Genomic DNA, 16,555 nt, shown 5'->3' on the forward strand with positions numbered 1-16,555 from the left:
GCGGAATGAATTTATATTATCTGATTTTGTTATTCGGCGTATTGTTGATTGTATTCACCTTGCTCAATTGGTTTAAGGTGAAGAAAACGGTCAGCAGTAAAGAGTACCGCACTTCGTCTTTTTTCAGCCGTTGGCTTGATACGGTATCGCTCAGGGTCAGAAAATGGCTGTATTACTTTAGTTTCGGCAAACCGAAAAATATTCCGATTCACGGCGCGGTGCTGTTTTTTATGCTGTTTATTTCCTTGCTGCTCAACAGTAAGTTTCTGAAATTCGATAATTATCTATTTTTGTTTTCGGTGATTGTGGTGTTTATCTATGCCGTGTGGTTTCTAGGCAATAAGCGCAATAAGAAAATATTTGAAAATACCTTTCCGGAAGCGATTCAGGTGATTGTGTCGGCGACGTCGTCCGGTGCCGGTTTGTTACAGGCGTTGGAACGCTGCGGACAAAATATCTACGGACCGTTGGGCAGCGAGTTTCAGCAGATTTACCGTCGTTTAGCGATTGGCGAAGATGCCTCGTCGGTCTTTGCCGACAGCTACACCCGTTATCCGTATAAGGAATATTACTATTTTATTATGATTATCAAGCTGAATTTGGCGCGCGGCGGGCAGATTCGCGAGGTGATTTCCCGTTTGGGCAAAGTGATCACCGACAGTAAAAAGATGGAACAGCGCAAAAAATCGATGACATCGGAAGCGCGAATGTCGGCAATGATCGTTGCTTGTATTCCGCTATCGTTTTTTGTGTTTATGCGTTTTTTTATGACGGAAAACTTCGACTTTGTAATGAATGATCCGAGCGGACGAATCGTATTGTATTACGTGCTCGGCAGCGAATCATTAGGCTTGTTTATTGTCTGGTGGTTGATGAGGAAATCGACATGATTCCGTTTGTGGCGTTTTATCTGGCGTTGATTGCATTCGGCATAGTGGTGCTGGTGATGGCATTTTTTGCCAAACGTAATTTCAGCAAAAATATGCAGATTTTGGTGCAGGACAGTTATCCGTTGTCGCAAGAAAATAAGAAAAAGAAAAAAGAACCTAAAAAATCGCAAAAACAACTGGAAGTGGAGCAGATTATTGCGGCTAACCATACCTTGATTCATTTTCTGTTTACGTTAGATAAAAATGTAAAAGTAAAATTCGGGCTAATTTTTATCATACTGGCGGGCTATTACGTTTTTAGCGATAACAAACGGCTGGAAGATATGATGATTCCGGCGGTTTTGATCATGATCTTTTTTGTGATTTTTCCGGCAATGTTGGGCGGTATGCTGATTAAAGGCCGCCTGAAAAAAATGATGGAGGATTTTCCCGGTTTTATTGATTTGGTGGCGGTGAATCTGCAAGTCGGTCTGAGTATCGAGGCCTCGATCAAATATGTGGCAAATGATTTTAGTACGTTGAATAAAGATTTAGCAGCAGTACTGCTGCGTATGATTCGCAAAGCCGATGTTACGGGTTTAGAGAGCGGTTTGGTGGAGTTGGCGCAATCGCTGCCGACACAGGAAGTGAAGATGTTTTGTACCGTGTTGCAGCAGAGTCTGAATTTCGGCTCGTCGATTTATGCGCATTTGATTCAGCTATCTGCCGATTTGCGTGAAATGCAGCTGTTGGTGATTGAAGAAAAATTGGGCACATTGTCAGCCAAAATGAGTATTCCGTTAATTATTTTTATTATGGTGCCGATTATTATTCTGATTGTTGCACCGGGCTTTATGAGGGTATTTCCAAGTGTACTTTAAAAAAATCATTTCAGTCAGTGTGTTGGCATTATTGTTGGCAGGCTGTGTGAATCCGGCGGCAAATTCCGGCAAAACGCAATACAGCGCACAGCAAATTAGCGAAAAAGAAACCTTTTTTCAAAGCAGCGGTGATTATCGCGGCTTGATTAGCTTATATCGCGATATTTTGAGAAACGGCGAAAACAGCGCAATTCGCTATAAATTGGCGGAAAGTTACTACTACGCCGGCGACAGCAAATCCTCTAATTTTTACTTAGAACCGTTGCTCGGCGGTAATCACGGCAAGCTCAACAAGGATATTTTTCTGTTGAAAATCAAAAACGATATTCAGCTTAAACAATATCAACAGGCGATCGTGCAAGCCGATGCCTATTTGAAACAGCAGCCGCAAGAAGGGCAGGCGTATAACTTGCGCGGCATTGCCTATGCGCATTTGGGCAATTTGGATCAAGCCTATCGTGATGTGATGTCGGCAAGAGAGCGCTTTATTTCCGACAGCGTAGCGGTGAATAATTTAGCAATGCTGAACATTTTGGATAAGCAATACCGTAACGCAGTTAATTTGCTATTGCCGCAATATCTCAACGGTGAGAGGGAGCCGCGTTTAATTCATAATTTGGTGTTTGCTTTGGTGAAAAGCGGCGATTTGGCGTATGCCAAAGATATTATTTTGAAAGAGAAATTGAATACTTCACCGGATTTGTTGATCGGCGCATTGCAAAAAACCGAAAAGAATTCGGATAAAGTCAAACGCTAGCAACGGTTGCGCACGGAGTAGCGGAGATGAAAAGTATAAAGCAATTTTTACGTAGTGTACGAGGCGTTTCAAGCGTTGAATTCGCTTTAACCGTGCCGTTCTTTATTTTGCTGTTGAGCATGGTGTTTGAGCTGGCAAGAATCAGCCTACTCTCCGCTTATTTGGATTTTGCCTTGAGCGAAGCGTCGCGTGAAGCCAAAAATCGTTATCTCGGTAGCGGGGATTATCAACGGATTTTTGAACAAAAATTAAAAGATGAAAAAATTTGGCGGTTTTTAAATGCAGGCGGCACGTTTCAAATTCAAACTGATTATGCCGATGATTTGCGCGCACTGTTACAGAATCGCTATCGTGAGCCGACATTCGACAAAGACGGCAAACCGGTTGCACCGATCGGCTCAAATGCAGGTTTGGCGCGTTATTCGTTTACTTATACCCATAACTCGTGGATTCCGTTGGTGCCGCAGGAATGGTTCACGCCGATTTTTCAGCGTCAAATTGTGGTGGTACAGGAGTATGAACGTTCTTTGTTCCCGTTTGTGTCAGACGGTTTATTGTGATTATTGGAAAACAGCAGGTTGTGATGTTACGGATTAAACGGCGTTTACTGGCTAATCAGCAAGGCTCGGTGAGTATTGAGTTTATCTTTGCCGCCATGTTTTTATTGATTATTTTTGCCTTTATGGTGGATTTGGTTACGTTGCGATCTACCTTAGGCAAATTGGATCGTACCAGCAACAGCTTGGTGAATATTTTGCGTGAAAGAACGCAGTTTTATGCCGGAAGGGCTGAGATTAACGCTCAGGACGCTGCGGATTTAAAAAGTTTAGCGCAGGGGATGTTGCAGTTAAATCAACCGATCGGAATCTTTCTTGAACGTTGGGGAGAAGAGCAAAACGGGGTTATTTCTCTAGGCGATGAGAATTGCCGTCCGGCAGTGAGTTTAACTCGGCAGGCGAACTTATCCCCGCGTTCGGAAATTTCCAATACCCGTCGCATTCCGTTATATCAAGTGACGTTATGTACCGAAACCGGCAGTTTATTTCGGGCAATGCTGCTGGATAAAGAAAACCGAACCAATAATTTTGTGCGCTCTTCTTCGATTGCTGTGAGTCGTTAGGGCTGGGAACGAGTGGAGGTTTAACTAATGAAAATGGTCTCTTGGTTAAAACAACAGCTTGCTATTTTTTGGCAGGATCAGCGCGGCGTGTATATGATTATGGTCGGGCTGCTGAGTTTTGTATTGCTGGCGATCACCGCACTTGCGGTGGATGGCAGCGGTTTATTACTGGATAAAGCCCGTTTAGGCGACAGTATGGAACAAGCCACCATGGCGCTGGCGGCGGAGAATAATTTAAACCGTAATGATGAGCACCGTTTAGATGAGAATTATGCGACTAAGGGGGAGCGGTTAGTCAAAGATGCCTTTTTCTTTAACAACAGCAAGGTACATCGGCGCGATCAAGAGTTGATTAAAGGCTATATCCGCGCCTATATGCCGAATGTGAAATTTTTTCAGGATTTCGATTACGATTGCACTTTCCGCCAATTGAAAGATGACAAAGGCAATATTATCAATACGCCGATTGTGTGCTGGGCAAACGGCGAAGTGAAACGCCCGTCTTGGTTGTTTTTAAATGATGTCAAAACCACCTTTGCCAAAGAGGAGCGGATCAGTTCCAGCGGTATTGCGGCAATTAAACAGGCTTCGGTGATTCCGTTGGATGTGATGGTGGTGGCGGATTTGTCTACGTCGATGAACTGGATTACCACAGAACGGCGTACGCCTTATTATCATAGGGAAGAAAGCAAATTAACCATTTTAAAATCGGTGATGAGTGAAATTTCCGATATTTTGCTTGATACTAATCCGGCAAAAGCCAGCCCGTATAATCGGTTGGGCTTTGTTTCTTTTGCCGTCGGTGCGCAGCAGCTTGGCGACACTGGAAATTGTGTGATCCCTTTTTACGGACGGAATGGCGAAACATCGGATCAAAGTTCAAATGCGATTGTCACTAGAATTAGAAATGGAGATATTGGCGGCTTTTTAAATTATTTTCCGAGATATATTGACTATGATAAAACGATTAACAGTATTCGCTCTTTCGATGGCAAGCAAAAACGCTATCCGTTGCATTATCCGAAAGGGCGGTGGTGCTTGTCTAACAACCGTCAACACAATACGACGCAGGCATGGTTTGGCGTGAAGGATAAAGCGGTGTTGAAATCCGAGTTTAGCCGGTTGTCTGCCTTCGGTGCCACTTTGGTCAGCTCCGGAACATTAATCGGTGCTAATTTGGTTATGGACAAAAATACCAATGTGAATATCGATGAAATCAAGGAAAATACCCAACGGATTTTGTTAATTTTATCCGACGGACAAGACGAGATGACCGGAGAAAATACTTTGGGGGAAAATAATTATCGCAATATTACCAAGAAGCTGATTGAAAAGGGAATGTGTACCGAAATCCGCAACCAGATGAATAGCCTGCAAGATCCGCGTTTCCGTGTCAGACCGAGCCGAATTGCATTTGTGGTATTCGGTTATACGCAAAGTGCGGATCAAGAGGCCGCATGGAAACATTGTGTCGGCGCAACCAATTATTATCGTGCGGACAATAAAACCGAACTACTCAATGTGTTTAAACAAATTATCGGCTTCGAGGAAGAAGTCGGACGACCAACTTTTCAGTTTTAACCAAATCAATTACAAGAGGATATTATGCAGTTATTCAAATCAAAAACCGTGGCACTGGGCGCATTGTTGCTGGGGTTGTTTTCGTTCAATGCCACGGCACAGGACAAAGATTATCGCTATTATGAAAATGCCAAAATCGCGGTGAATTATAATGGCGAGGTCGGCTACCTGTTGCAAAAACTTGCCGATCAAATGAAAGTCGGCTACTTGTCTTATAACGCCGATTCGTCGCAGCCGATTGTGATTAAACAAGCGGAAACGCAAACGCTGAGAGCGTTATTGGACTCCGTCAACGGGCAATTAAAAGGCAATACCGTGCAGTTTGATACCCTTGGCAACCGCACTTTGTTAGTGTTGTCGGACGGCAAAGAACCGATTGTGCGGCAATATATCGGACCGATGGTTTTCGGGGGCGAGCAGCCGCAGCAAAACAATATCCAAGTCACCTTACCTGAAACGAAAAAAGGCGATACGATCGGTGCGGTAGAGGCGAGTGATAATGCAGCGGAAGAACAGTTATCCGAAGCCGATCAAAAAATACGCGAGAAAGAAACCAAGATTATTGACGCGATTATTCAAGAAAGCGCCGATGAAAAAGTGTTGGCTAAATATAAAAAGAAAAAATCGCCCGAATATCGGGCGCTGCCTAACACGCCGTTGTTAGGTTTGGAAGATATTAAATCCACACCGATCAGCACTTTTTTACTGTTTTCACCGGAAACTGATGTCAACGAGTATTCAGTGAAAGGTCCGTTTGAAAAAATCGGCAAATGGGGCAGTGTGATTGCGATTTCACATAAAACTTGGAAAGCGCCGGTTGAAATTCGTGTATTTAACAGCGAAAAAGAAGAATTGCGGCTGCTGAAAAAATAGTCTTTGCTTGTTTGACCGCACTTTTAATTAACCACACTTACCTTTCTATTGTTTAGGTTCTGCTGGTCTGAGCCGCGCTTTGTCTATTTTGTCTTAAAAAAACGAGCATATTGCCGCACCCTGAAATCAAGCGTATTGAATTCGGGATTTTCTGCTTTCAAGCGTTTATATTCCGCCATGCTGCCGACCGCACGGTTTGCCGCGCCGGAGGGGGCGGTGAGGGAAACTGTAGTCAAAGTGCGGTTTTGCCAGTCAAATTGATGAATGCGCGGCACGCTGTCATCAACCAACTTAAGGTGTAAACCTGCGCTTTTTAAATGCTGACGAAACAGATATTCCGGGCCGTTTTTGCTGTTGCCGCCGGTGAACAGCAGAGTGTTGATCCGCGGGTTGTCGCGTAAATAATCCAGCAACGGGCGCAGTTTGATCTGTTGCATTCCCGAATCGGAAGCGTCAATCTTGACGCGGCGGCATTGTTCGACCATATCGCAAATGCCGATGTTATGTTGAATTAAAAAATGCTTACGCTGCTCAACCGCACTTTCACTGTTTTCAAACAGAAAATCAATGGCGAAAATTTTTCCCAAGATTAACCAAAGCTGCCCGTCGCGGCTGCCGTAGCAAAAATCCACATCATCGGGTTTGAGCAAGCCTTGTGAAAAGCGTGGCGGCGGCAGCGTGCCGACAATCAGCTTGTCGGCAGTTGCCGGGATAAAAGGCGGATAGGGATGTCGGTGTAAAAACACGTTAGCTGCGCTCACTGCGGTGATGTTCACCTTCCTGCAAATTTTGAATCAAAATCTTGGATTTGCGCTGATAGTTGTAGTGTTCGCGTTTGTCTTTCGGCAAGTCGTCCACCTCGGCGATTTTGAAGCCGCGTTCTTGGAACCAATGCACGGTGCGGGTGGTCAGCACAAACAGTTGTTTGATTTTCAATTTGCGGGCGCGTTTTTGTAATTCTTCCAACAGGATATCGCCGCGCGAGGAATTGCGGTAATCCGGGTGCACCGCCACACACGCCATTTCCGCCATGCTTTCTTCCGCATACACATTCAAGGCGGCACAGGCGATCACCACGCCGTCGCGTTCGATAATGGTGTAGTTGCCGATTTCCATCTCCAACTGTTCGCGTGAGCGTTTCACCAAAATCCCTTGTTGTTCGAACGGTTGAATCAAAGCCAGCAAACCGGCGATGTCTTGAATGGTGGCGAGGCGAACGGTTTCCGAACTTTCCATCGACACCTGTGTTCCGATCCCGTCACGGGAGAACAATTCTTGCAACAACGTGCCGTCCTCTTCGTAATTCAGTAGGTGGGAACGCTTAATTCCGGCACGGCTGACATCAATCGCCGCTTGTAAAAAGCGCGCTTGCGAGCTGTGATAATGCCCGTTTTCGATTAACTCATGCAGATGAACCGCGGCACGTTGCGGGAATAAATCGGCGATAATCTCGCCGTTTTCATCACGAATACCGTCATCGGCACAAAAGCCGATCAGTTTTTCCGCATTCAGTTTAATCGCCACTTGGGTGGCAATATCTTCAAACGGCATATTGAAATTTTCACCGGTCACCGACGCGCCGATTGGGCCGAGCAACACAATCGCGTCGTTATCCAACTGTTGCTTAATCGCTTTGATATCAATGCGACGGATTTTGCCGCTCAACAGATAATCCACACCGTCATCAACCCCAATCGGTTGGGCGATCACAAAATTGCCGCTAACCACATTGATACTGTTATTGCTGTGATTGCCGGCGTTAAAGGTGCGCACCGACAGACGGGCGCTGATGTCGAATTGCAGCTTGCCGACCACCTGCTTCACCAACTCTAAGGTTTCGACATCGGTGACGCGAATATTTTTATGATAGACAGGATCGATATTATGCGCTTGCAAGATTTCGTTGATTTGATGACGCACGCCGAACACCACCACCAGCTTGATACCTAAACTATGTAATAGACTAATATCATTGATAATATTAATGAAGTTTTTTGAAGCGATGGTATCGCCGTCGAGCATAATCACAAAGGTTTTATCACGGTGCAGGCTGACGTAAGGCGTGGATTCTCTGAACCATTCGACTAATTCGGTATCGCGTATCATAATCGTCCTATCTAAACTGATTATTGAATAAATATGTTATTATTTTGCATTTTTAATCAGATTAAGCAAGCAAAATAAGTAAATCCGTTCTTTGCCGACCACACTTTTCCCGTTTGCCATGGCAAAAGTGCGGTCAGTTTATTGGGGTTATGGTTTAGTTGGCAAACAGCATTTGCCACATTTCTCTGACAAACGCCCTTTCTACACTAAATTGCGCCTCGCTGACAATCGATTTTTTACCGATCAGGTTTAAATGGTGAATTTCATTGCGTAAATCGACATAACAGCGCTTTAATTGTTTGGTTTGTACCGCACTTAACACGCCCGCCTCCGCCATGCTGTCGAAAATGCGCACGTTATCCGACCAACGGCTCAACTCAGGGTGAGTCGGGGTGTGCGCCAGCACCAAATATTGTGCGATAAACTCAATATCGGTGATCCCGCCCGGATCGGTTTTAATATTAAATAAGCCGTTTTGGGTTTGGGCGAGGTGCCGATACATTTTTTCACGCATTTCACGCACCTCTGTTTTCAGCAGCGTAAGATCGCGCGGGGTGGCAAGCACATCGGCACGAATCTGCTCGAATTGCCGGCGAAGTGCGGTTTCGCCGTAAATCGCACGGGCACGCACCAACGCTTGTCGTTCCCAGGTCCACGCCTCTTGTTGCTGATATTGTTCGAATGCGGCGATACTGCTGACCAGCAAACCGGCAGCCCCCGACGGACGCAGGCGCATATCCACTTCGTACAACACGCCGGCACGGGTATTGATACTGAAAATGCTGATGATTTTTTGCGCCAGTCGCAGATAAAACTGGCTACCGTCGATACTACGCTTGCCGCCGACGGTTTGGCTGTTCGGCGGCGCGTCGTATAAAAACACCAAATCCAAATCGGAATTATAGCCCAGCTCAATTCCGCCCAGTTTGCCGTAGGCAATCACTAAAAAGTTTTTCTGTCCGTCCCGCAAATGCTGTGGCGTGCCGAACCGTTGTACGGTCTGTTGCCATGCCAGATTGACCACGGCGCTGATAATCGCTTCCGCCAGATAAGTGAGATGATCGCTGACTTTCATCACCGGCAGCACCTCTAAAATATCGGCGGCGGCGGTGCGCAGCAGGGTGGCTTGTTTGAATTGGCGCAGGGCGTCGATTTGTTGTTCCTCGTCCTCTTGCGGAATGCGCAGCAGGTACTCCTTCAGCGTGTTGCGATAGTCGCTGAACGGCGGCGGATTAAACAGGGTTTTGTGATCTAACAATTCATCAAGCAAAATCGGATAATTGGCGACCTGTTCGGCGATCATCGGCGACGCGGCACTGAGGCGGATTAGCATTGCCAACGCCGACGGGTGTTCCAACAGCAATTCCAAATAGGTGGTGCGGGTGACGATTTTGTTGAGGATATTCAAAATTTTCGGCAAGACGCTTTCAACCTGCGCATGGGCGAACAGTTTATCCAGCAGGCGCGGCATTAGTTTGTTCAGCACCTCGCGCCCGCGTTGCCCGATATGACGGCGTTGCGTGTCGCGGTAAAATTGCGCCAGCGTTTGCTGCAAGCTTTGTTGTAACGCGTGGCTGAATGAATAGCTTTGCAAGTTATTGCTGAGATAATCCGCATTGTCGCCGAAATGCAAAAAATCGTTCCAAATCGAGTCGTTGTTTTGTTCTTCCTGACTTTCGTTTTCATCGCCGATCAACTGCTTGAACACATGGCGCACACTGTGTTGCTGCTGTTGCAACACGCGATAAAAACCGTTCCAATCTTCAATCGGGTAATTAAGCTGTTGCGTTTCGCCTTGTGCATTCAACACGGTAAATTGGCGGCAGGCGATCACTAACCGCACTTTATCCCGTTCGTTTTGCGGTAACAGTTGGGTTTGCTGATCGTTGATCGCCTGTAGCACGTTTTCCACCCGGCGCAAAAACAGATAGGCGGTGCGCAAGGCTTGTTCTTCTTGTGCTTCAAGCAAATTCAGTTCGACCAAGTGCGGTAGGATTTTGAGTAAGGAACGATGTTGCAAATCCGGTTCGCGCCCGCCGCGAATCAGTTGGAACACTTGTACGATAAACTCCACTTCGCGAATGCCGCCTGCGCCCAATTTGATGTTGTCCAGCAAGCCACGGCGACGGATTTCGCGCTCGATCATCGCTTTCATGTCGCGCAACGATTGGATCACGCTGAAATCAATGTAACGGCGGTAAATAAACGGCTTCAGCATGGTTTTCAGTTGTTGGTGATAGGGATTGCTGTCGTCCTCGCCCATCAGACGCGCTTTAATCATCGCATAGCGCTCCCAATCGCGTCCCTGTTCCTGATAGTAATCCTCCATCGCGGCAAAGCTCAACGCCAACGCCCCGGCATCGCCAAACGGGCGCAGGCGCATATCGGTGCGATAGACAAAGCCGTCGATGGTGTGTTGATCCAAGGCTTTGATAATCCGTTGCGCCAAGCGGATAAAAAACTGCGAATTATCGACACTGCGCCGCGCGCCGACGGTTTCGCCTTTTTCGGGGTAGGTGAAAATCAGATCAATATCGGAGGAAAAATTCAGCTCGAACCCGCCCAGTTTGCCCATGCCCAAAATCAGTAATGGCTGCGGCTGACCGCACTTGTTCATCGGCGTGCCCAATTCCTGACAGATTTTCGGATAGAGCCAATCGCGCGTCGCCACAATCAGACTTTCCGCCAACTGCGAAAGTGCGGTAAAGTTCTGCTCCACCGTCATCAAATTCAAACTTTGACAAAAACTCAACGCCGCCATTTCCCGATTGCGAAAGCGGCGCAACAGCGCATAAAGCTGTTCTTCGGTTTCGACGCGGGCTAATTCCGCTTGCAAACGTGCGGGATAATCCGCACAACTTTGCAACGACGGCGGCTGCTGCGCCCATTGCGCGACTAAGTGCGGTTGTTTGTGCAACACATCGCTCATAAAATCCGAAAGGGAAAGTGCGGTTTGAAGCTGTTGCGCAAATTCGCTTTTGTCTAACAAAGCCACATCGGCAGCTTGCAACAAAGCCTGGAATTTTTCAGTAGGATAAGACGGCTCGAGCGCCATTTTTTGTGACGACATAGAAATCCTAAAAAGACAATAAAAGTATGGTCAATTTAGCATATGGCGTAAAGAAATGGGGAGAAAATTATTGCGCTTTCAGTAGCGCCACCAATTCCGCTTCGGTTTTACAGCTTTTCACCATGTCCACTTCTTCCGGGCTGAGGTGCATGAGTACGATGTATTCGCCGTTTTTATCAATACCGGTGATAAATTCGCCGTCTTGCGAGCCTTTTCCACCGTATTCGATACGCTCGCAGAAGGTGAGCATGGCTTGCTCGAGGCGTTGGGCGGCTAAAGTGCGGTCGGCGATGTATTGCTCGGCTTCGCTTGCAGGAATCATATAAGCGTCAACTTTGACCATCGGTTGGTATTTTTCTATTTTTTCATTATTAACTCCGATTAAAAGAAAAGTAAGGTTGGTGGTTATTAACGTGGGTTTAGAGGCGTTTAAGGCGGGCTTAAACCCGCCTGTCAGTCTTAGTCGATTTGGCTGCCGATAACGCCGCCTAACGCCGCACCACCTAAAGTTGCGCCGGTGCTGTTACCAATGACATTCCCCGCAACGCCACCGACAGCTGCGCCAATTGCAGTATTTTTTTGCCTGGTCGTCATATTAGAGCAACCTGCCGCAAATAACAAGACTAGGGCTAAGATAGAAGATTTAAATGCAATTTTTTTCATATAGACTCCTAATTTATGGAATAAATCGTGATCAGGATAGCAAAATAAGCGTAAGTTTAGCGTATTTTAATATAAAAATATATTTTTGAAATAGAGTTGAAACTTCAAATGAAAGGAAAAGGGCAGCCGTCAGGTGTTCGAGGCTGCCGTTTAATGAATATCGGAGATGATTAACGCACGGTCACGCGGGCAAATTTGCGCTTACCGACTTGGTAAACCGCACTTGAGGCACTGATCACCAATTTAGCGTCTTCCACTTTTTCACCGTCGATTTTCACACCGCCTTGTTGCACCATGCGATTGGCTTCGGAGGTGGAGGCGACTAAGCCGGCTTCTTTTAATAAGTTTGCCAAACCGATTTCGCCTTGGAATTCAAATTCCGGCATTTCGTCCGGCATTGCGCCTTTTTGGAAACGGTTGATAAAGGTTTGTTCCGCCGCGTCAGCGTCGGCTTCGCTGTGGAAACGGGCGATAATCTCTTTTGCTAATAAGACTTTTAGATCGCGCGGATTTTTGCCGTTGGCGACGTCTTGTTTGAATTGGGCGATTTCGCTGAGCGGGCGGAAAGAGAGCAGATCATACCAGCGCCACATTAACTCATCGGAGATCGACATCACTTTGCCGAACATCTCGTCCGGCGCTTCGCTGATACCGATGTAGTTGCCGAGGGATTTCGACATTTTTTTCTCACCGTCTAAGCCTTCCAATAATGGTAAGGTGATTGCGACTTGTGGTTTTTGTCCGGCGGATTTTTGTAATTCGCGCCCGACAAGCAGGTTGAATTTTTGGTCTGTGCCGCCCAATTCCACGTCCGCTTGTAACGCCACCGAATCGTGCCCTTGCAGCAACGGATAGATAAATTCATGAATCGCAATCGGTTGGTTGTTGGTGAAACGTTTTTTGAAATCATCACGTTCTAACATCCGCGCCACGGTATAATTCGAGGCAAGGCGGATCATGCCTTCCGTGCCCAATTGCCCTAACCAATCGGAATTGAACACGATTTTGGTTTTTTGCGGATCAAGAATTTTGAAAATTTGCTGTTTGTAGGTTTCCGCATTGGCAAGCACGTCTTCGCGCGTTAATGGCGGGCGGGTGGTGTTTTTGCCGGACGGATCGCCGACCATACCGGTGAAATCACCGATCAAGAAATAGACTTCGTGCCCTAGCTGTTGGAATTGGCGTAATTTATTTAACACCACGGTATGTCCCAAGTGAATATCCGGCGCAGTCGGATCAGCCCCCAACTTAATGCGTAACGGACGATTTTCTTTCAGTTTTTCAATTAAATCCGCTTCGGAAAGCACTTCTTCGACACCGCGTTTCAGCTCGGCGAGCACAGTATTTAACTCAGTCATAATGTTCTCAAATGTGATTGGCTATTGATAAAGAATAAACGGATTATTATAAGCATAAAAATGCAAATAGAAAGGGTTAATCCTGAGAAATTGGCAAAAGCCAAGACTTGAATTTTGTCGTTGTGGATTTATACGGCGAGAAAGGGGCGAACCTGTTAAAGCTTGTTTCTTTGGCAGTGGTGTCAGATGATATAAGACCGCTGGGTTATCAGCGGTTTTTGTCTTTTAACCGTTCAAGCAAATCATTCGGAGATATATAGCCGATCGTCTGTCCTGCTTTTAAACTGCCGAATAATTTTAGGTTGAGTAAGGTATTTAAATCTTTTCTTGCGGTATTTTCTGATATTCCATACTCGTTACTAATTTCTTTGGCAGTGAAAATATGTCCGGTTTCTTTTACGGCTTTTTGTAGTATTTGTATTTGTCTATGGTTTAGCGTTTCTTTCTCAGTATAGCGTGAAATAATTGCGCTGAACTCTTTGAAGCTGCTTTGTTTATCATTGACGTATTTTTCTAAATCATTGATAGCGCGCTTGATGATTTCCGCTTGGTAATACAGAAAATAGGTCATATCTAATTCGTCGGTTTCAGTGTAGATATACGCTTTGGCATAAGATTTCGCTGCATTTTTAAGCAACCTACTAATGGAAATATACTCAAATAGCCAATAGCCATTTTTTAACATAAACCAATAAAACAATGCTCTTGCTGTTCTGCCGTTGCCATCGCCGAAAGGGTGTATATAACCGATCAAAAAATGTAAAATAATCGCTTTGATAACAGGGTGAATGAATAACGTATTTTCGCCATTATGACTAGCGTTTGCGAATTCACAAAAATTATTCATTAATGCGATCAGTTCGTTATGTGGCGGTGGCTGATGTATGATGTTGCCATCATAATCGGCAATATAAACTTCATCATCGCTTCTGAATTCGCCGGGAATTGCATTATTTTCTATGGCATTCTCTGTCGCTATACGGTGCAATTTTAAAATCATGCTGACGGATAATGGTTCATATTTTAAGTTTATTGCTTCTTGCATTAAATAATAATTATTCAAAATCATCATTTCATCTTTGTTTTTGGGTGTTCTTTCCGTTTCTAGCATCTCTTTCGCCACTTTTCTGGTGGTTACTGCACCTTCAAGTTGAGCCGAAGTGATTGCCTCTTCCATAATCAATGACTTTAATAAAAAATGATTTTGTTCGGATTTACTCAAGCCGGTTAAATTGTTTGTCCTGACGCTTCCGCCACTATTTTTATCAATGTAATGCAACAGTGATTGCAAGGAATTTGGGACGCAAAAAGAAAAGGTAAGGTTACCGATAGGGATAACACTCATCAGGGAATTGCGGCTCATTTTTGTTGCAAGCCAACCTAGTTCGCTATTTTTCGGATAAATTCGCTTGAATTTATCCCAATGCAGATACCGCCCTTTTTCATCGGTGGCGTTAAATTTTGGCAATGCGAGCCAATCTTCTATATTGATACTTCTGAAAAACGGCATTAACTCAATCAATGGCTTCGGTTTGGATATTCTCATATTGACTAACTCATTTTTTTAAAATTGAGTTAGTTAAACACTTTTTATAAAATTTGTCTAGGATTCGGGCAGGTTAAATTTCAGGCAAAAACTTCTTGTGGGTAAATCGGCATAGGGGCATAAAATGTTGGCGTGTTGTTGATTGGTCCATCAAATTTTAAGCAAAAAAAAAGCCTCTTGTGGGGAGAGGCATAAAATGTTGGAGTGATTATCTAGATTTATTCATGTTATCTAGTGATTTAAATGATAATGGTTATCATTAATTTGTGAAAGCAATATTACATTGTTTTACATATCAATGATCGGAATACGCTGTGTCAGTTCAAGTGCGGTCGGCACGCCATTTTCTTGATGAAACGTGCAAGCGTAGCTCAGCACCTCGACACCGCACTTTTGTGCTTGGCGCAGCAGCGCGGCATATTTCGGGTCAATCTGCTCGGCGGCACGGAACGATTGAATCGCGCTGTGCAGGGCGGCGAAAAAAATCACCGCACTTTGCCCCTGTTGTTGCACTTGGATTAATTCGCGCAAATGCTTTTGTCCCCGTTCGGTTTTGGCATCGGGGAACATGCCGACCGCACTTTCGACCAGCGTGGTTGATTTCACCTCGACATAACAATCGGCAAGTGCGGTTTGCGGCTCGTTTGTTTGTAATAAAAAATCAATCCGGCTGTTTTCTTCACCGTATTTCACTTCCGGTTTAATCCGTTGGTATTGCGCTAACTCCGCAATTTTTCCTTGCTGTAACGCTTCATGTACCAACTGATTGGCGCGCGCGGTATTGACGCACACCAACTCACCGTTGGCTTTTTCAGTCAGCTCCCATGAGTGGCGATATTTGCGTTTCAGGTTATCAGAGGTGGAATACCACACCGTGTCGCCCGCCTCGCCGCAACCGGTCATCGCGCCGGTGTTGGCGCAGTGAATGGTGATAACTTCACCGTTCGGCAACTCGATATCGGCGAGAAAGCGTTTATAACGGCGGATTAAGGTGGCGGATTGTAACGGCGGTAGTTGCATAATGATGTTTATCTTAATATTGGATAATAAAAAGTATAGGATAACAAAAAGTGCGGTTAACCGCACTTTGATGATGTTGACTACCAGCCTAATTCGGCGAGTTTTTTAGCGGCATTCGGAATGCCGGCTTTTTGAGCTGCCAGCAATAACCGTTTGGCTTCTGCCAAATTTTGTTTAACGCCGTGGCTGTTTAAATAGCAGAGCGCCAAATAATAGCTGCCGCGTGCATCGCCACGATCAACCGCGCGCTTAAAATAATCTGCCGCTTTGACATAGTCGCGATCAACACCGTCACCATAGTAATACAACAAACCCAACGAGGTGAGCGGCGGCGCGATATGTCCCTGTGCTGCCGATTTTTCAAACCATTTGCGGGCTGAAGAATAGTCATAAATATTCAGGTAATTCAGCCCTAAATTAAATTGCGCGACATCGTGTCCTTGCGCGGCGGCGCGTTTATTCCATTTAATCGCTTCAACAGGGTTGTTGTAGGCTTCTTGATAAAGATAACCCAACAGGTTTTCCGCTTCGCGATCGCCTTGTTCGGCATAAGGTTTAGCCAGATTGAGGGCTTGATCATATTGCCCTTTTTCGACCAGATTCATCGCTTGCGCCAGTAATTTTTCCGGCATAATCGGTTGTTGTGCCAACGCGATCGCAGACGTAAATAATAAACCGAAGATGAATAACGAGATTGTTTTAAGCATAATC

General features: G+C 45.5%; 16 protein-coding genes. 7 read left to right on the forward strand and 9 right to left on the reverse strand.

What is annotated here, in order from left to right; translation table 11 throughout:
- The first annotated feature begins 5 nt into the window (after positions 1 to 5).
- The 7 genes from ACQ31U_RS08100 to ACQ31U_RS08130 are packed head-to-tail and all read left to right on the forward strand — an operon-like array spanning position 6 to position 6,081.
- Entirely contained in the window at positions 6 to 890 is an 885-nt protein-coding gene (locus tag ACQ31U_RS08100) for a type II secretion system F family protein (protein ID WP_431051008.1), read from the forward strand.
- Entirely contained in the window at positions 887 to 1,750 is an 864-nt protein-coding gene (locus ACQ31U_RS08105; RefSeq protein ID WP_431051009.1) for a type II secretion system F family protein, read from the forward strand. The genes ACQ31U_RS08100 and ACQ31U_RS08105 overlap by 4 nt, the downstream gene beginning before the upstream one ends.
- Positions 1,740 to 2,507: a tetratricopeptide repeat protein gene (locus ACQ31U_RS08110; protein ID WP_431051011.1), complete on the forward strand. Its 768-nt coding sequence runs from the start codon at positions 1,740 to 1,742 to the stop codon at positions 2,505 to 2,507. Before ACQ31U_RS08105 ends, ACQ31U_RS08110 begins: the two co-directional genes overlap by 11 nt.
- A gap of 26 nt (positions 2,508 to 2,533) precedes the next feature.
- Positions 2,534 to 3,067 (forward strand): TadE/TadG family type IV pilus assembly protein, encoded by a 534-nt coding sequence (locus tag ACQ31U_RS08115; RefSeq protein WP_431051013.1) that lies wholly within the window; start codon positions 2,534 to 2,536, stop codon positions 3,065 to 3,067.
- Positions 3,064 to 3,627 carry a tight adherence pilus pseudopilin TadF gene (tadF, locus tag ACQ31U_RS08120; protein WP_431051014.1) on the forward strand — a complete coding sequence of 188 codons (564 nt, stop codon included), beginning with the start codon at positions 3,064 to 3,066 and terminating at the stop codon, positions 3,625 to 3,627. The genes ACQ31U_RS08115 and tadF overlap by 4 nt, the downstream gene beginning before the upstream one ends.
- 27 nt (positions 3,628 to 3,654) lie before the next feature.
- Positions 3,655 to 5,208: a TadE/TadG family type IV pilus assembly protein gene (locus tag ACQ31U_RS08125; RefSeq protein ID WP_431051016.1), complete on the forward strand. Its 1,554-nt coding sequence runs from the start codon at positions 3,655 to 3,657 to the stop codon at positions 5,206 to 5,208.
- Positions 5,209 to 5,232: 24 nt separating this feature from the next.
- Entirely contained in the window at positions 5,233 to 6,081 is an 849-nt protein-coding gene (locus tag ACQ31U_RS08130; protein ID WP_431051018.1) for a hypothetical protein, read from the forward strand.
- 83 nt (positions 6,082 to 6,164) lie between these two features.
- Here the strand turns inward: ACQ31U_RS08130 and ACQ31U_RS08135 are convergent, their stop codons facing one another.
- The 9 genes from ACQ31U_RS08135 to ACQ31U_RS08175 form a co-directional block, all read right to left on the reverse strand.
- Positions 6,165 to 6,857, reverse strand: a complete 693-nt coding sequence (locus ACQ31U_RS08135; protein WP_431051020.1) for a hypothetical protein — start codon at positions 6,855 to 6,857, stop codon at positions 6,165 to 6,167.
- Complete coding sequence (gene argA, locus ACQ31U_RS08140; protein ID WP_431054313.1) at positions 6,829 to 8,184, reverse strand: amino-acid N-acetyltransferase; 1,356 nt, start codon at positions 8,182 to 8,184, stop codon at positions 6,829 to 6,831. The genes ACQ31U_RS08135 and argA overlap by 29 nt, the downstream gene beginning before the upstream one ends.
- Before the next feature lie 157 nt (positions 8,185 to 8,341).
- Positions 8,342 to 11,257, reverse strand: a complete 2,916-nt coding sequence (glnE, locus tag ACQ31U_RS08145; protein WP_431051022.1) for a bifunctional [glutamate--ammonia ligase]-adenylyl-L-tyrosine phosphorylase/[glutamate--ammonia-ligase] adenylyltransferase — start codon at positions 11,255 to 11,257, stop codon at positions 8,342 to 8,344.
- A gap of 67 nt (positions 11,258 to 11,324) precedes the next feature.
- Positions 11,325 to 11,600 (reverse strand): hypothetical protein, encoded by a 276-nt coding sequence (locus ACQ31U_RS08150; protein WP_431051024.1) that lies wholly within the window; start codon positions 11,598 to 11,600, stop codon positions 11,325 to 11,327.
- Positions 11,601 to 11,716: 116 nt separating this feature from the next.
- Positions 11,717 to 11,920, reverse strand: a complete 204-nt coding sequence (locus ACQ31U_RS08155) for a glycine zipper 2TM domain-containing protein (protein WP_431051026.1) — start codon at positions 11,918 to 11,920, stop codon at positions 11,717 to 11,719.
- A gap of 170 nt (positions 11,921 to 12,090) precedes the next feature.
- On the reverse strand, positions 12,091 to 13,278 hold the full coding sequence (tyrS, locus tag ACQ31U_RS08160; RefSeq protein ID WP_431051028.1) for a tyrosine--tRNA ligase: 1,188 nt from the start codon (positions 13,276 to 13,278) through the stop codon (positions 12,091 to 12,093).
- A 208-nt stretch (positions 13,279 to 13,486) separates the two neighbouring features.
- A complete protein-coding gene (locus ACQ31U_RS08165) occupies positions 13,487 to 14,824 on the reverse strand; it encodes a Fic family protein (RefSeq protein WP_431051030.1) in 1,338 nt (445 codons plus the stop codon).
- 288 nt (positions 14,825 to 15,112) lie between these two features.
- Positions 15,113 to 15,844 (reverse strand): DNA/RNA nuclease SfsA, encoded by a 732-nt coding sequence (gene sfsA, locus ACQ31U_RS08170; RefSeq protein WP_431051032.1) that lies wholly within the window; start codon positions 15,842 to 15,844, stop codon positions 15,113 to 15,115.
- A gap of 80 nt (positions 15,845 to 15,924) precedes the next feature.
- On the reverse strand, positions 15,925 to 16,551 hold the full coding sequence (locus tag ACQ31U_RS08175) for a tetratricopeptide repeat protein (protein ID WP_431051033.1): 627 nt from the start codon (positions 16,549 to 16,551) through the stop codon (positions 15,925 to 15,927).
- Between the last annotated feature and the right edge of the window lie 4 nt (positions 16,552 to 16,555).

Source organism: Testudinibacter sp. TW-1 (genome assembly GCF_050613185.1).
In the GTDB taxonomy this organism is placed as follows: domain Bacteria; phylum Pseudomonadota; class Gammaproteobacteria; order Enterobacterales; family Pasteurellaceae; genus Chelonobacter.

Coding starts and splice junctions, on each gene's coding strand:
- ACQ31U_RS08105 (WP_431051009.1), top strand. CDS start 887: ATGATTCCGTTTGTGGCGTTTTATCTGGCGTTGATTGCATTCGGCATA.
- glnE (WP_431051022.1), bottom strand. CDS start 11,257: ATGTCGTCACAAAAAATGGCGCTCGAGCCGTCTTATCCTACTGAAAAA.
- ACQ31U_RS08150 (WP_431051024.1), bottom strand. CDS start 11,600: ATGGTCAAAGTTGACGCTTATATGATTCCTGCAAGCGAAGCCGAGCAA.
- ACQ31U_RS08125 (WP_431051016.1), top strand. CDS start 3,655: ATGAAAATGGTCTCTTGGTTAAAACAACAGCTTGCTATTTTTTGGCAG.
- sfsA (WP_431051032.1), bottom strand. CDS start 15,844: ATGCAACTACCGCCGTTACAATCCGCCACCTTAATCCGCCGTTATAAA.
- ACQ31U_RS08130 (WP_431051018.1), top strand. CDS start 5,233: ATGCAGTTATTCAAATCAAAAACCGTGGCACTGGGCGCATTGTTGCTG.
- ACQ31U_RS08175 (WP_431051033.1), bottom strand. CDS start 16,551: ATGCTTAAAACAATCTCGTTATTCATCTTCGGTTTATTATTTACGTCT.
- ACQ31U_RS08100 (WP_431051008.1), top strand. CDS start 6: ATGAATTTATATTATCTGATTTTGTTATTCGGCGTATTGTTGATTGTA.
- tyrS (WP_431051028.1), bottom strand. CDS start 13,278: ATGACTGAGTTAAATACTGTGCTCGCCGAGCTGAAACGCGGTGTCGAA.
- ACQ31U_RS08155 (WP_431051026.1), bottom strand. CDS start 11,920: ATGAAAAAAATTGCATTTAAATCTTCTATCTTAGCCCTAGTCTTGTTA.
- ACQ31U_RS08115 (WP_431051013.1), top strand. CDS start 2,534: ATGAAAAGTATAAAGCAATTTTTACGTAGTGTACGAGGCGTTTCAAGC.
- ACQ31U_RS08165 (WP_431051030.1), bottom strand. CDS start 14,824: ATGAGAATATCCAAACCGAAGCCATTGATTGAGTTAATGCCGTTTTTC.